Source organism: Nostoc sp. DSM 114159, assembly GCF_053470285.1.
The window spans coordinates 3,239,758-3,255,983 of record NZ_JBPFEH010000001.1 but is presented as its reverse complement, the minus strand read 5'-3'; the positions used below and the strand labels follow the sequence as shown (position 1 = coordinate 3,255,983).

The following is a 16,226-nucleotide window of genomic DNA, read 5'->3' as shown; positions in this document are numbered from 1 at the left end:
ACCCAACCTACTATTCTTCTTAACCCAAGCGTATTGTCTTATACCAATTCAATTAATGATTACAACACATCCTTGGGTCAAGACGCGATGAATCGCGTCTCTACAAATGGTGTATTTGTCGCATTCTTTTTTCCAATTGGTATTACCTGTTTCTTGTATTTTCAGGCAGGTAAAGATGCCCACTATACAAGATTCATCCCTTAATTCAGCAGTCCCGGAAATAACAACTGTGATATCTATGCAGTGACTACACTCTCTAGATGCGAAAGTTGGGGAATTTCTGCCACAAGTGCTTTGCCGATTTCTAGAGAGGATGTCGCAGCAGGAGAAGGAGCATTGCAAACATGAATGGAGTTTTGACCGGAAACAATCAAAAAGTCGTCTACAAGCTTGCCATCGTTCATTAAGGCTTGAGCGCGAACTCCTGCATGGGTGGGAACTAAATCTTCTGCTTGCACTTCGGGAATTAGTTTTTGTAAACTTCTGGTGAAGGCTGCTTTGCTAAAAGAACGAATGATTTCTTGGATGCCTTCATCAGCGTGTTTAGCTGCTAACTTCCAGAAGCCGGCATAAGTGATGACTTCCATAAAATCCCGTAAGTCAAAGTCGGTTTTTTTGTAACCTTCGCGTTTGAGGGATAGAACTGCGTTTGGCCCTGCATGGACGCTACCATCAATCATCCGGGTAAAGTGGACACCCAGGAAGGGGAAATCTGGATTGGGAACTGGGTAGATTAATGTCTTGACTAGATAGCGTTTTTCTGGGGTGAGTTCGTAGTATTCTCCCCGGAATGGGACAATTTTGGCTTGGGGTTCAACTTGCCCTAGTTTAGCGGTGCGATCGCTATGCAATCCAGTACAATTAATTACAAAGCGGGTTTCAAAGCTACCCTTGTTTGTTTGCAGTACCTGATTTTTACCACTTGGAGAGATTTTCAGGACTTTTGTATTCAGGTGTAAATCTCCACCCTGCTGTTGAATTAGCTGGGCATATTTCAAACAAACTTGCTTGTAATTAACAATACCAGTTGAAAATACCCGAATGCCACCTACACATCTTACGTGAGGTTCAATTTCCCTGACTTCTTCAGGACTAATTCTCTGGACTTCTATGCCATTCTCTAAGCCGCGTTGGTAGAGATTTTCTAAGCGTGGTAGTTCTTGTTCTTCAGTTGCAACAATTACTTTACCACAAACTTCATGGTCAATTCTATGCTCTTGGCAGAATTCTACCATTGAACGAGAACCATCACGACAAAATTTAGCTTTGAAACTCCCTGGCTTGTAGTAAATACCAGAATGAATTACCCCGCTATTATTGCCAGTTTGGTGAAATGCCCATTGACTCTCTTTTTCTAGTACTAAAATGCGGGCATTGGGATAGCGTTTTCCTAAAGCTAACGCTGTCGAGAGTCCAACTATTCCCCCACCGATAATCGCAAAATCATACATTAGTATTATCGCACTTCAAATTACAGTAAATCTATAAAGTCATTTGTCATTTGTCATTTGTCATTTGTTATTTAACTCCTGACTCTTAACTTTTGTACAGACAAGGGTTAATCGCGTCTCTACTCCTAACTCTTCTCTTACCATACCTTCCAAGGAGCCTGATTGTTTTTCCACAGCCCTTCGAGATAGTTTTTATCGCGTAAAGTATCCATTGGTTGCCAAAACCCATCATGTTTGAAAGCAGATAGCTGCTCCATATCAGCTAGCTTTTCTAATGGCTCTTGTTCCCATACCGTAGAGTCATCAGCAATTAAGTTGATTACTTCTGGTTCTAACACAAAATAACCGCCATTAATCCAAGCTCCATCACCTTCCGGTTTTTCCCGAAAGCTAGTGATTTTAGTTTGCTCATATCCTAAAGAAATAGCACCAAAACGTCCAGCTGGCTGAACGGCTGTAAGTGTTCCTAAGCTATTTTGTTCTCTGTGAAATTTAACTAGCTCGGTGATATTAATATTACTAACACCATCGCCATAAGTAAAGCAAAAAGTTTCATTACCAAGATGTTCGCTGATTCGCTTTAAGCGTCCGCCTGTCATTGTATTATCACCCGTATTTACTAAGGTGACACGCCAGGGTTCTGCATAACCAGAATGCACGTTCATCTGGTTAAAGCGCATGTCAAAGGTAACATCTGACATGTGTAAGAAGTAGTTAGCAAAATACTCCTTAATGATGTAACCTTTATAACCACAACAAATAATAAAGTCATTAATGCCGTGGGCAGAGTAAGTTTTCATTATGTGCCAAAGAATTGGCTTACCACCAATCTCAACCATCGGCTTGGGTCTAACACTGGTTTCTTCACTGAGGCGTGTACCAAGACCTCCAGCCAAAATCACCGCTTTCATGCAATTACCTCGGAGATTTGTAGGGATATGATTATTCGACTTTTGCGAGATGAAGAGGATGCACTTTAAGGCAGAGAAATGTATTTCTGATTTCTGTTTCTCCGTCAATAATCTAACTGTAATTTACGATGAAATTATAAAGGTAAGATAAATTAAAATCTTTTCTATATAAAAGCTCTATGAATATCTATAAATACAGAAATAAATTACTCAATGAAATAAAAATATCACCTATAAAATAACTAGGATTAGCTGGCGCTAACCCTAGTCATACTTGATTTTTTCAATCAAAATCAACAAGATGCTAGTAACAAAACTTACTCATTTCTAGTTAGTTTTTTCCACATTACTTGAGCCTTGGAATAAAGGGTCACATTTGTTTTCGATGACTACACACATATTACTGAGTGCTTGTTGATAATTATCCATGTCATCTTGCTCAAGAAATATTTTGGCAGATGCCTGTATATCTTCGACAGCTTTCGCTTGGTTTTTGTTAGCTTCACTACCGCCATATTGTGCCAGTTCATAGCGAACCATACCTCGTTTGAGATATGCTTTTGCTAGTTTGGGGCTGAGAGTTAATGCTTGGTTAAAGTCAGCGATCGCTTGATTATATTCTTGCTGATAATTGCTGCTATATTGCGCAATTTGATAATAAACAACACCCCGCTGGAAGTAAGCTTCGGCTTTGGAGATATTACGTTTTATTGCCTGAGTAAAATCTGCGATCGCTTTTGTGTAAGCTTGTTGAGATTCACCGCTGTATTTAGCCATTTGGGCGCGGACAATTCCTCGTCTGATATAAGCTTCAATTTCATTATTATCCAGACCAATGGCTCGATTATAGTCTGCGATCGCTAGATTATATTCTCGGTCGGGATCGTTGCTATATTCGGCGAGCATATAGCGGGCATTGCCCCGATTTACCAGAGCTTTGGTTTGATTGGGATTGATTTTCAAAGCTTGGCTATAATCTGTAACTGCTCCTTCGTAGTCTTTCAGGTTATAGCGGGCATTACCACGATTTACAATTGCTCTAGCATGTGTCGGTTCTTGTTCAATTGCTTGGCTAAAGTTGACAATTGCTTTGTCATAGTCTCGCTCTTTATAAGCAATATAACCTTGCTGATAAGAATCAGCGAAGCTAAGTTTATTATTTGGCTGGGAAGACTTGATTGTTTGTTGGGTGTAAGCATTTTGGGAAACCAACGGCTGAGTAAATTTAATCATCACGTCTGCATATCCCAATAAACCAAAGCCCAGCAAACAACAAATAATCGGGTACAACTTTGACTTTTTGGAAGGTTTGTATGAACCGCTGGGAGTCATTATTGGCTGCCAGTAATTAGCTAGCTGCTGCGGTGACATGGCTCGCTGGGGAAAATGCGGTGTCTGATTGTAGCGTTTTCTCGCTTTGACTCGCGGTTGGAGATGTTCTCTAGCTTCTATAGCCCGATGTGATGGGAAGGGGTCGCGTCCGCCTAATCGCACGGTGCGTTCGCACCACGGACAGCTACGCATATGGTTGTTGTAGCGATGCTGGGGATTTGTTGTGCAGGTAATTAGGGACTCTTCGGCTTCAGCGATGGCTGAGAGCCAAGTCTGGGCACTGGGGCGCAGTTGGGGATTGTTATGACCCTCTTCAAAACAACGGACAAATAATTCCTGTAAGCTGGGATGGAGAATTTCCCAAGGGGGGGCAATGGGTGTCGGCAGGTAGGGTACGTAACGCTTTTGGCTGTAAGTGAAATGACCCGACGCAATGCGTGCTTCGTAGGGTGGTGGCTCAATCGCACCTTGAAAAATCCCCGAAAATGGGTGGGTGCCTTCCATTAAGAGTTGAAATACTAACACCCCTAACCCAAATAAATCGTGAGAAATTTCGCGATCGTGCTGGGCAAAAGTTTTATTCTGTAATTCTGGCGGAGTAAACTCTGGTTTACCTACTGGGCAACGATAAACAACATTGCTGTTTGGGTCGGTTACTTGGAAAGAGTCTGTGTCTATCAAGGTCACCAGTGCTGTATCACTGACGAGGATATTGGACTCGTTCACATCACCAATGCAATATCCACTAGCGTGCAAAGCGGCAAAAGCCGCCGCCAAGTTACGAGCCGTGCGGAGCAGGTACTGATAGTTGAATAGGGGGCAATGTTGCCGACGGGTTCTGGGGTTGTAAAAGTCGATGATTGGACGCATCCCCTGAATACGTGGCATCAAAAAGCCCAGGATGCTATTTTTGCCATCTGCCGCCCGTAATAAATCCTCTGGCCAAGCGATAGAGATATGCCCCAAACTCGCCGTCGGGTTTTCTGGCGGGTTGGCAAGCATCGCCTGGAGTTTTTCTGCATGAGCAGTGGTTGGCTTGTGGTAAATCTTTGCCACGAAGTCGTTATCGGATGGCACTGCATAAACACAAGCTTCACCGCCACGTCCCAAACTGACATTGAGACTGAGGATTTCTTTTCTGGGGGAACAACGTAGTACCTGCATAATGAAATTACCGCTAACGGAAGTTATTGTAAGATGTAGAAACCTGTAGATTTGTTGCTCATGAGTCGTTGAATGCAGCTATAATGAGTGTCAAATCATCATCAGTGCGTTGCGTAATCCGCTCTGAGCGTAAAAATTTTACCAATTGCTCCTTTGCTTCTGTCTTATCCTCGGTATTGGCGACAAATTCAAACAGCGGAAAAAAGAATGGTTTGTGAGGTTCGCCAACAACCATATTCAAAGCCAGCATTTGTAATCCGTCGGTGATGATACCAACGTTTACTATGTCTGTGCGCCATAGTCTCATTTGTGCTGTATCTAAAGCATTAGGCGAAGTTAAAAAAGTAGTTTCGTTAATGTATTCACCACTGTCAGGCATAGTTAGTGCCAGCAGATTGCCCAAACGATCTTTTGCCACTGCCAAACCATCACCTATCTGAACTACAGCTACAACTTCTGGTGTGGCAACCAGCATAATTAAGGTAGTTGCTAAATCTTGAGGCTGTTTGTCACAAGTAGCCGCCTCATCCTCCACAGCTTTTTTAGCGGCGAATATGGCATCATTTAAGAGCGATCGCACTAATGTATCATCAGTCAAACTTTTTCGGGTCAGCCCAATGGTAGAAATGTTTTCTATTGCTGTCTCTACAGCAACCATCGCTCCCACTTTCCCAAGGCTAGCAGAACCCGCGCCATCTGCTGCGGCCGCCACTAAAACATTATCTGACAATATCTGCCAGTGATGAGCATCCTGACATAATTGATTGTTTTTTAAGTGACTTGTACCACATACAGATGCAGCCACAATCCGCCATTGAGCAATCTGTTTTGATATGTTCATAAATTTTTTTCAAGCAGCTAGCTGGGTAAACATCAAGCTGCGATTTTTCATTAAACAGTCCCCCAACCAATCGGCGGTAGTGCTACCTGTTCGTCTACTTGGGAATGAGAAACAGCCGACATACTAGTTGACAGCCAGACAAACATCTCGATAAAATTTAATCCTTTAAGCTTTAAGGGAGTACGTACAGTTATTTGATTTAAACGCGTCATATTTGCATTTTCTACTCCAACTGTAAAGAATGCTACCCGCTTGTTCGCCTCGTCTCCCTGTAGGCGCACAGATGCTTGCTCTACCACTTGCTCTAACTCACCTTGGGGTTCTCCATCGGTAATCATAAATACCCAAGGACGATAGTAAGCAATCCCGTTGGCACGATACTGAGATTTCCGCTCTTGAATTATGTCCAAAGCTTTATGAATTCCCGCACCCATTGTTGTCAAGCCTTGGGCTGTCAAAATCGGTGGATTGAATTGATCGGCAGTCACAAAGTCTTGTACTACATTGATATTACTATCAAAAGTGACGATCGCCACTTCCACCCGTCTCGCGGCTAAGGAATTTTTGACTAGTTCATCCTTTAAGCTTAGTAAACCTTGATTTAAAGCCTCAATCGGCTCTCCTTGCATCGACCCAGATGTGTCTAATAAAAGTACACAAGGACAACGGGGTTCTGGGTTCTCAGCAAATTCTACTACTTCATCAAGTCTTAATGTATCATGCATAACTTTTTGTGTTATGTTAAAGTTCAAAGCTTTATTTCCCTTTGCTCAGAGTATATAGTTCCAATCGCCGAGGCGACTACAGAATATAGTATCTATTGGTAGATGCTCTAATCTTTATTAAACAAATTATTTTCATGAAGTTCTCTATATATTTAAGATGAACTTGAGTACAGCTTAGTTTAGCAAAAAAGAGTTTATCAAAACCCAGCATTACCTGTTGTAATGTATCTACCAAAAAGTTATATCCATTAACCCTACAGTACAATAAATACGTAAACTTTTTTAGATAATTTTTTAAAGATTTTATGTAGAAGAATCGTTTCTTGAAGGAAAAGTAATTAACCATAATTAAGCTCGTTAACTCTAGAAGGATACCAGTGTAACTACGCGAACTCGGAATTAAATTTGCTTCTGGAAGTGAGTGGGCATAAAGAAACGTCATTATTAAGGTCTTCACTCAAGAGTTGTCAGTAATTAGTAAAATCCAGAATTAACCAACATCCACTGATAATCTCGTTATGATAGATGCTTACCTTTATTCATACCTACTTACTTTTTGAGATAGGTTAAGTAAAATGTGCTAAATGTAACAAAGTACTTATAAGCCTTACAATTTTTAATATATGTACATATTTTCAAATAAATAATTTGTGGTTAGAAAAATATTACAAAAAAGAGAATACTTTATAGCTCATATTTTCAATCTACAAATGTTCGCTTGTTGATTCCGCAAAAAACTTGAAAAATATGAATAACTCAGGTACATTCACCAAACTACGTCCTCTAAGTTTGTTAAGACAATTATCCAATTGTTCCGACAGTACTTGTTTACAAGTATTGAGTAACTCAGTTTCTTGGTCGATTTACTTAGAACAAGGCAAAATAACTTACGCTACCCATTCCGTGGAACCCTTCGATCGACTAGAACGCCATTTGCGACGCCTCAGCCAGCAAATTCCACTCCTGACTAATGAGGTTCGCCATCAAGTACGGCTGATGTTTGAACCTGACTCACACAGTCAGTTAATCAAAGATGACACTAATTCGAGAAGCCACCCTCCTGAGTATCAGGCTATATCCTGGCTTGTTAGTCAACAACATCTACATTCTACACAAGCAGCAGTACTGGTTCAAGAATTAGTTAAAGAGGTAATTGAATCATTTTTGCTCATCAAAGAAGGTACTTATGAATTAACAGAATCACTTGATAGGATGCCAAAAATTTGTCGGCTAGGTGTCGAAAAAATTCTAGAGTATTGCCAATTAAGATTACAAAATTGGCAGGCTTTTATACCTAAAATTTCTTCTGCATATCAACGTCCATATCTATTGATTAATAGCAAGTTTGATGACCAAGATTTACCAAATTTACAGCCAGATTTAATTAACTGGATGAAGGGTTTTAGCTTGTGTCATCTGGCTGTAATTTTAAATCAAGATGAAATTCAACTAGCTCGCAATTTATACCCTTACATTCTGAAGGGTGCGATTATCCTTCATGAACCCGATCCACCTTATGATAAGTTACCAAGGATTTTTGAGGAGCAATCGCTTTTCTCAAAATTGATTTCAGGGTTAATTGACACGAAACAAGAACTAAGTAACACTGTCAATTCTTACCAAAATATTCCTGAAGAGAAAATAGTGCCTGTTCAGCGATTACCACAGATTTCTACTCCTTCCAAAGAAAACTTTCAGGAACCAACAATATCAAATAACATAAATTCTGCTTCCCCAAGAGTAACGGCTGCTACTGTAACAGTAAAAAAAGTCCACAAAATCGTTTCTGTAGATGATAGCCCTACAATTCTTAAAGAAATCAGTTATTTCTTAGAAAATGAAAACTTTTCTGTAGTAACTATTAACGATCCAGTGAAAGCAGTTTTGTCAATTATAAGGCACAAACCGGATTTAATTTTGTTGGATTTAAATATGCTAGGAATTGATGGCTATGAGTTGTGCCGAATTATACGAAATAATTCACTATTTCAAAATACTCCTATTATCTTTGTCACTGGGAATAAAGGAATCGTAGACAAAGTAAAGGCGAAATTAGTTGGGGCTTCTGGATATCTGACTAAACCGTTTACTCGCGCCGAATTACTGAAAATAGTTTTTATGCATTTGACTTAAATTAACTACCTTACCCATTACATTTAAAAGAGTAATACTTCTGGGTTAATTACAGATTAGACTTACGCAAAAAGTGCTAAAAAGCTTAATTTATCGAACTGCCAAGAACGCCAATAACGTCAAGAATCGTAGAGTTTGCGTAAGTCCTAACAGATTGAAATTCTTGAAGTACTAGAAGGTTGATTCTTGCGCCGCTCAATGAGAGCAATGTCAACTGCAAAGCTTAACCCAGAAGTATTGTATTCAAAATGTAATCAACTCAAGTTGGTAAAAAGGGCCATTGCCATAATAGACAGGCTTACCGATGCAAAACAGGTTCCTTTCTGTTACCAACTTTTAGGCTATGGTAGAGAAATCATAATTTGGGTTGTTGTAGCCTGGATTTGATATGGCGGATGTTACAAGGTCAGAACTGCTGAGTAAACTGCTGACATCAGTTCCTATATTTTGGCTAGGTTTAGTACTACCTAACGATATCAGTTCGCCACTAACAGAGAAATTCCAGCCTTCATTACCAATGAGTGTTTTGTCATCACCACTAGCTTCAATCCGGTTTCCCAGGAGATTGCTGTTAGTTACATTGGCAGTGTTGCCACTACCAAGGATATCGTTTTTACTACCAGGTAGTGTATTGGCATTACCAAGGATGTCGTTATTATTGCCTAAGTTCCAGTTACCGTTACCGTTGGTTGTATTCTCGTTACCAAAGCCCCAGTTGCCATTACCTTCGGTTTTACCGCCATCACCGTAGTTCCAGTTACCGTTACCGTTGGTTGTGTTACCGCTACCAAAATTCCAGTTACCATTACCGTCGGTTGTGTTGTTACTACCATATAGCCAGTTACCGTTACCTTGGCCACTGTTATCGGTAGCATCTGCACCATCTAATTTTTGAATATCAGATATCCAGTTGTCGCTCTTATAAGGTACAGGTTGACCGTTGCCAGTTTCAGGTAGGTTGCTACCACTTTCCTTGGAGGGCGGAGTGCTGCCAAATGGTAAGTTACCAGGGAGGTTGGCGCTACTACCAGATGCGTTACCACTAGATGCGCCACCACCAGCAAAGGGGTTGCTACCGCCACCAGATGCGTTACCGCTAGATGCGCCAGCAAAGGGGTTGCTACCGCCACCTAAGGCACTAATATCACCGCCAACGACGCCGATGAGTTGATTGAACGGATTATTGGTATCAGTTAAAGCCCGCTCGTCAAGTGGTCGCTCGTAATTATATTTGTACTTTCCATCTTCACTGGTTGTGGATGAGTTACCACCACCGATAAAGGAAGCGAAAGGATTACTACCGCTAGCAGCGCCACCAAAACTACTGCCACTATCTAAACTACTGCCATCGGTAGACTGCCATTTGCCATCACTGAAAGAAAAATTGCCATTACCAGTTGAACTGTTGCTAGTACTTTGTGAGCCAACAGTTTGATTGCTATTGTTAGAAGTTGCCATTAGAATTAAACTCCTATTACTCAAACTGAAATCCCTCTATCAAGAGGAAGATCGACGACATGAATGAAAGCATTTTTTTACTTTTATTTTCACTAAAAAATACTAATAAAAACAGCAATCACCGCATTTAGTAAAAGTGTACAAAATCAAATTTATATTTAAAATGAACAAAATTTCGATTGGATTGCCGATTTTTTAGATTAGATTGTCTATTCTTTCGATCTTGTTGAGTTAGATTTCAGCAAATTATCCGATAATTTTGATATAGAAGGCTTTAGAGGCAGTTTATACAGTGATTTTTTCGGCTCAAAAAGGGGCAAATTTATCTCTTTGGAGTTATACAACACAATGCAATATAATTCCACTACAAAAAAGAGTAAGTGTAATTTTTGTAGTCTCTTGAGTTATAAAATATTACTTGTGAGGTTTGATCGAGTTTTAAAGATTCAAGTTATGCGATCGCTAGAGCAAACACATCTAAATTACTCGCGATCGCAACCAATGTTAAGAACCAACGAAAAAATCAGCATTTCTCATTTGATTTATTTTTCAAGTCTCAAAGCCATATCTCCGATGGGTGGTTCCTGAGCGCAGCCGTACCACTTGCCTACGGCACGCTGTTCGCGTTCGTGGAAGCAAGCTAGCAAGAGCGTCTCCGATAGGAGAAGGGCTACGCCTCGTGAAATTGTGGTCATTGCTCATCTCAAAAAACTGGGCTTGTTGAGAATAGAGAAAAAATAATGTCCCTTTTACATAATGTAATAATTGCTAAAATATGGACTAATAATGCTAGAAAGTAAAACTAGGTGAATCTTCAAGATAAGTAAGTCGGGGAGAATAAACCCAACTATATTAATAAACATAAACATATTTTAAACCCTTACAAATGACCAATGACAAATTACAAATGACGATTATTGCTAGTTAGCTTTATTTGTATCGTTCTACTGAAATTCAGCAAAAAATTCCTTGCAAAGCACTGTTGAAGTTTTTGAAATCAGAAAAAAACTTGTGTATTTAGATTGCTGGTTTTATGGTATTTTAACTTAAGCGTGAGAAAGCAAACGGCTCTCACTCGTAATGGTTATGTAAGAAGCGATATCTACGACGGGTTGCACCAACGCACAAAGGTGAACTAATTGCGTTTTGTGTTTTGAAGCTTCACTCTAGCAGAAAACAAAATAATTTATCAGTCTGCTTTCTAGTTAAACTAATAATAAAAATTCCTGACTATGGAGTATAAAAAATGAAAAGTGTAGTAAGCGCAGCAGTTATATTAACATTGATTGGTGGAGCAAATTGTCTTCCTAGCTATGGAATATCATCAAATATCAAGCCTTCAAGCATAGAAGTTAAATCAATTGCTCAAGGTAGTCATCAACAATTGATGGCTAGAGTTGGAACTACTTTAAATACTCCATTTTATCTGAGATATGGAAGGACAGCTTACCTCCCCACTGAAAATATTGAAATCAAATTTTCAAAAGTTATCCAGGATTCTCGGTGTCCTTCTGATGTAACTTGTATTTGGCAAGGGCAAGTTATTATTGGATTAGACATCATAAAAAATGGTCAGCAAGTTTCAACATTAACGCTAACCTTGATACCAGGTCGTGATGCTTTACCAATTCAATTTTTAGATAAGTATTCGGTAAAATTAATAGAGGTTTCCCCGTACCCAAATAGCAAAAAGGCGATCGCACTCAAAGACTACATTGCTAAAATTGTTGTTAGTAAAAATTAGATGACCAAATAATTCGTAATTCGTAATTAAAAAAGTTAGATTTAATCTGGGTTTTCAGCTTTACATCTGTAGCCTGATTTTGGAAAATCGGTATTACTTCCCTGCGTAGATACATTCTCAGTATTTACTTATTTTTACATTGGCTGTCTAACGTAGTAGGATTGTTCAAGTGAAAGGGTACACCTTGCAGGGCGAGTAGCCATCGAGCGCTTCTTGCACCCTAAAATAAGAGCAAAAGACGATTCCTAAAACAAGCACACTCCATGCGTATTTCTCTAAATTGGCTGCGCGAACTAGTAGAGATAAAACTTAGTCCAGAAGAATTAGCTGAAACCCTGACAATGGCGGGGTTTGAGGTTGAAGAGATTGAAGACCGCCGCACTTGGGCAAATGGCGTGGTCATCGGCAAAGTGCTTGAGCGTCAACCCCATCCCAACGCCGATAAATTGAGTGTTTGCCAAGTGGATATCGGTACAGGTGAAACTTTAAATATTGTCTGTGGTGCTGCCAATGTGAAGGCAGATATCTATGTCCCAGTGGCAACTACGGGTACTTACTTACCCAAAATAGATTTAAAAATTAAACCTGCAAAACTACGTGGTGTCCCATCTCAGGGGATGATTTGTTCTTTAAAGGAACTCGGTTTGCCCACCGATATAGACGGAATTCATATTTTTACCCAGGAAGATTTACCATTGGGTAGTGATGTCCGGCCGTTGTTGGGTTTAGATGATGTAATTTTAGACCTGACGGCAACTGCAAATCGCGCTGATGCTCTGAGTATGGTAGGTGTAGCCAGAGAAGTAGCAGCTTTAACGGGTGGAAAGTTGAGCATTCCTGAACCTGCTGAAGTATCTATTCCCAAAAATGCCGGAAATTTAGCTTTAAAAATTGCCGATACCCAAGCTTGTCCTGCATACATCGGTACGGTAATTGAACAGGTGAAAATTGCTCCATCTCCCGAATGGTTGCAACAGCGTTTGCGGGCGGCTGGGGTACGTCCTATCAGTAATGTGGTGGACATTACTAATTATGTTTTGTTGGAATGGGGACAACCACTGCACGCCTTTGATGGCGATCGCCTAAAATCTGTTGCAGGTAGCGAAAATTTAACCATCGGCGTTCGCTTCGCTAATAATGGAGAATCGCTCAAAACCCTGGATGGACAAACTCGCACCCTGACAACCCAAAATTTGTTAATCACCGCTAACGAAAAACCCGTTGCATTGGCGGGAGTCATGGGTGGAGAAGAAACAGAAGTCCATGCAGGTACTCAAAGTTTAGTTTTAGAAGCGGCTTTATTTGATTCCGTGGCAATTCGCCGTTCTTCGAGGAGTGTTGGGTTAAGAAGTGAGGCTTCTGGCAGATACGAACGGGGAGTTAACCGGGCGGAGCTGGAAATAGCCAATCGCCGCGCCTTATCCTTAATTAGCGAATTAGCGAGTGGAATTATAGTCCAGCAAGAAATTGCCGACACCCGCCCCGATCCGTCTACCTGGAGTCGTTCTATCGCCCTGCGTTTAGAGCGAGTTAATCAGATATTGGGGCCCATCGATTTGGAAGAGGACACAGGCGAACTGCAAAAACAAGATGTTGAGCGCATCCTGACTGCATTGGGGTGTCAGTTAACTTCTTCAGGAGAAGATAACAGCCATCAACCTACATGGTCAGTTTCCGTCCCACCCTATCGTTACCGCGACTTAGAGCGAGAAATTGATTTAATTGAAGAAATCGCCCGTCTTTATGGTTACAACAAATTCTGCGATACCTTACCAGAAAAAGCGGAAGCTGGCTATCTGCCTTTAGATGAGGAAGTGATTCGCAAATTACGAGCTTTCCTCCGGGCTGAAGGATTGACAGAATTAATCCACTATTCTTTAGTCAAACCAGGAGAAGACAGAAATATAGTACTGTCAAACCCGTTATTTGTCGAATATTCAGCACTGCGAACCGATTTGATCTCTGGGTTGATTGATGCTTTTCAATACAATTTAGAGCAGGGTAATGGTGCCCTTAACGGTTTTGAAATCGGGCAAATTTTCTGGCAAGAAGAAGACGGTTTGCAAGAAACAGAAGCCTTGGCGGGAATTATGGGAGGGGATGTTTCCCTTGGCAAATGGTCAAAAAGTGGACGTGAAGAACCCATCACCTGGTTTGAAGCCAAAGGCATTTTAGAAAGTGTATTTCGGCAACTTAGCTTGCAAATCGAATTTCAACCCGATCGCCGCGACGATCGCTTACATCCAGGACGCACCGCTTCCCTGTGGATTCGGGGTAACAGACTGGGGATTTTTGGGCAACTCCATCCCCAACTGCGACGAGAAAAAGGTTTACCAGATTCCGTTTACGTTTTTCAGTTGGATCTAGATGTACTTTTAGATTCTCTCGGAGAAGATGAAGTTCTCGTCCCCACATTCCAGCCTTATTCTACATATCCAGCTAGCGATCGCGACATCGCCTTTTTCGCACCCGTGAAAATCTCAGTTGTCGAAATTGAAAAAGTAATTACTAAAGCTGGTAAAGATTTGCTCGAATCGGTGGAATTATTTGATGAATATCGGGGTGAAAACGTCCCCGAAGGACAGCGGAGTTTAGCATTCCGCTTAATTTATCGGGCAAGCGATCGCACTTTGACTGAGGCTGAAGTCGAACCAGTACATAATAAAGTCCGCGAAGCCTTGGTGGAAAAATTCGGTGTCAACTTGAGAAGTTAGTCATTTGTCATTTGTCATTTGTCATTTGTCATTTGCTAGGAGTGAGAAATTAATCATTTCTTACTCCCCGATGCACTGGCTGCAAAATCTAAAATCCAAAATCGTTCGACTGAGCGACTTGCCTTGAGTTTCGACTGCGCTCAACTATCGCGAAGTCGAAAGGAGCCGAAGTCTAAAATCTAAAATCCAAAATTGGTAAAGTTATGCCTAAATATGTACTCTGGGGAACTTACTGCGAAGACGTTATCGAAAAACGCGCCCCCTATCGTCAAGCTCATTTAGACGGATTAGCAAAACAGAAAGAATCCGGTGTGCTGATTACCATCGGCCCTACTAAAGATATTACAAAAGTTTTTGGCATTTACGAAGCCGAAGACGAAGCCACTGTGCGCCAGTTGATTGAAAATGACCCCTACTGGAAAAATGGCATCTGGACTGAATATTCTGTCAAAGAATGGATTCAGGCTTTATAAATTGGGCATTGGGCATGGGGAATAGGGGATGAGTCTTTAATACTCGCTGACGAGTCTTTTATACTCGTGAATGAGTCTTTAATACTCGCTGACGAGTCTTTTATACTCGCCGATGAGTCTTTGATACTCGCCGATGAGTCTTTTATACTCGCCGACGAGTCTTTGATACTCGCCGATGAGTCTTTGATACTCGCCGATGAGTCTTTTATACTCGCCGATGAGTCTTTGATACTCGCTGACGAGTCTTTAATACTCGCCGACGAGTCTTTGATACTCGCTGACGAGTCTTTGAACTCCACTCTTGTGTCCCCTTGCCCCCTTGTCCCCTTGTCCCCTTGCCCCCTTGTCCCCTTGTCCCCTTGCCCCCTTGTCCCCTTGTCCCCTTGCCCCCTTGCCCCCTTGTCCCCACCTATGAAAACTTGGCAAGTTGATTTTTATCGTCGTCCCTCACAAGATGCGTCTGGACAAATTTTATGGGATTTGTTAATTTGTGACGCAACTCGCAGCTTTGAGTATGAAGCCACCTGTCTCCAGTCAGCAGCAAATTCTAATTGGGTTGCGACTCAACTTAAGTTAGCTGCTGGTGAAGAATTGCCAGATGTAATTCAGGTGTTTCGTCCTCAGTCTCTAAGCTTAATTGAAGCGGCTGGACGTAACTTAAGTATTAATGTCGAACCTACCCGCCACACCTTGGCGTTAAAGCAGTGGTTACAAGAAAAGCAATATCCCGCAACGCTGGATAAACCACCTCCAGCACCATTACCAGAAAACCTTTGGGGAGAACAATGGCGTTTTGCAAGTTTAGCTGCTAGTGATGTAGAAACGAGATTTAGCGATCGCCCCATTCCCATTTTGCACATCCCAGAACATTTCAAACCCATCAATTTAGGTTTGGCATCAACAGTTCCCGTTCCTGGTGTCGTCATTTATGGGGGACGGCAATCAATGCGCCTAGCACGGTGGTTGCAGCAAGCCCGTCCTGTAAGCTTCAACTACATTTCTGGCGCACCGGATGGCTTAATATTAGAAGCTAGCTTGGTGGATAGGTGGATTGTTGCCACATTTGAAGATCCAGAAGTTACAACAGCAGCCCAAGCATTTGAACAACGCAAAAAGCATTGCCGAGGATTGCATTTTTTGTTAGTTCAACCCGATGATTCTGGTATGACTTATAGTGGCTTTTGGTTATTGCAGGCAGAAAATTAATATTAATTGCCAAAAATATTTGTCTGCTTAATTTTGATAGCTAAATTAGAGGTATTAAGAAATAAAAATAGAGA

At 41.2% G+C, this 16,226-nt stretch carries 12 protein-coding genes; 5 read left to right on the top strand and 7 right to left on the bottom strand.

What is annotated here, in order from left to right; translation table 11 throughout:
* Positions 1 to 236 precede the first annotated feature (236 nt).
* The 5 genes from lhgO to ACR5KR_RS13375 form a co-directional block, all read right to left on the bottom strand.
* Entirely contained in the window at positions 237 to 1,451 is a 1,215-nt protein-coding gene (gene lhgO / locus ACR5KR_RS13395) for an L-2-hydroxyglutarate oxidase (protein WP_448266848.1), read from the bottom strand.
* A 137-nt stretch (positions 1,452 to 1,588) separates the two neighbouring features.
* Positions 1,589 to 2,362, bottom strand: coding sequence for a glucose-1-phosphate cytidylyltransferase (gene rfbF / locus ACR5KR_RS13390; protein WP_445631955.1), 774 nt, complete (start codon positions 2,360 to 2,362; stop codon positions 1,589 to 1,591).
* Between the two features lie 327 nt (positions 2,363 to 2,689).
* Positions 2,690 to 4,858 carry a tetratricopeptide repeat protein gene (locus tag ACR5KR_RS13385; RefSeq protein ID WP_448266847.1) on the bottom strand — a complete coding sequence of 723 codons (2,169 nt, stop codon included), beginning with the start codon at positions 4,856 to 4,858 and terminating at the stop codon, positions 2,690 to 2,692.
* Between the two features lie 58 nt (positions 4,859 to 4,916).
* Positions 4,917 to 5,699, bottom strand: coding sequence for a PP2C family serine/threonine-protein phosphatase (locus tag ACR5KR_RS13380; protein ID WP_445631957.1), 783 nt, complete (start codon positions 5,697 to 5,699; stop codon positions 4,917 to 4,919).
* A 50-nt stretch (positions 5,700 to 5,749) separates the two neighbouring features.
* Positions 5,750 to 6,424 (bottom strand): vWA domain-containing protein, encoded by a 675-nt coding sequence (locus tag ACR5KR_RS13375; RefSeq protein ID WP_445631958.1) that lies wholly within the window; start codon positions 6,422 to 6,424, stop codon positions 5,750 to 5,752.
* A 747-nt stretch (positions 6,425 to 7,171) separates the two neighbouring features.
* Here ACR5KR_RS13375 and ACR5KR_RS13370 point away from each other — a divergent pair.
* Entirely contained in the window at positions 7,172 to 8,557 is a 1,386-nt protein-coding gene (locus ACR5KR_RS13370; protein WP_445631959.1) for a response regulator, read from the top strand.
* 336 nt (positions 8,558 to 8,893) lie between these two features.
* On the opposite strand, the gene ACR5KR_RS13365 is transcribed toward ACR5KR_RS13370, so the two are convergent.
* Complete coding sequence (locus ACR5KR_RS13365) at positions 8,894 to 10,015, bottom strand: hypothetical protein (protein ID WP_445631960.1); 1,122 nt, start codon at positions 10,013 to 10,015, stop codon at positions 8,894 to 8,896.
* A 542-nt stretch (positions 10,016 to 10,557) separates the two neighbouring features.
* Positions 10,558 to 10,710, bottom strand: coding sequence for a hypothetical protein (locus tag ACR5KR_RS13360; RefSeq protein ID WP_445631961.1), 153 nt, complete (start codon positions 10,708 to 10,710; stop codon positions 10,558 to 10,560).
* 551 nt (positions 10,711 to 11,261) lie between these two features.
* Here ACR5KR_RS13360 and ACR5KR_RS13355 point away from each other — a divergent pair.
* The 4 genes from ACR5KR_RS13355 to ACR5KR_RS13340 all read left to right on the top strand — a co-directional run bounded on the left by ACR5KR_RS13355 (position 11,262) and on the right by ACR5KR_RS13340 (position 16,152).
* Complete coding sequence (locus ACR5KR_RS13355; protein WP_445631962.1) at positions 11,262 to 11,759, top strand: hypothetical protein; 498 nt, start codon at positions 11,262 to 11,264, stop codon at positions 11,757 to 11,759.
* A 263-nt stretch (positions 11,760 to 12,022) separates the two neighbouring features.
* On the top strand, positions 12,023 to 14,473 hold the full coding sequence (pheT, locus tag ACR5KR_RS13350) for a phenylalanine--tRNA ligase subunit beta (protein WP_448266846.1): 2,451 nt from the start codon (positions 12,023 to 12,025) through the stop codon (positions 14,471 to 14,473).
* 203 nt (positions 14,474 to 14,676) lie between these two features.
* Positions 14,677 to 14,946, top strand: a complete 270-nt coding sequence (locus ACR5KR_RS13345; protein ID WP_448266845.1) for a YciI family protein — start codon at positions 14,677 to 14,679, stop codon at positions 14,944 to 14,946.
* A gap of 411 nt (positions 14,947 to 15,357) precedes the next feature.
* Positions 15,358 to 16,152 carry a Tab2 family RNA-binding protein gene (locus ACR5KR_RS13340; protein ID WP_448266844.1) on the top strand — a complete coding sequence of 265 codons (795 nt, stop codon included), beginning with the start codon at positions 15,358 to 15,360 and terminating at the stop codon, positions 16,150 to 16,152.
* The last annotated feature ends 74 nt before the right edge of the window (positions 16,153 to 16,226 follow it).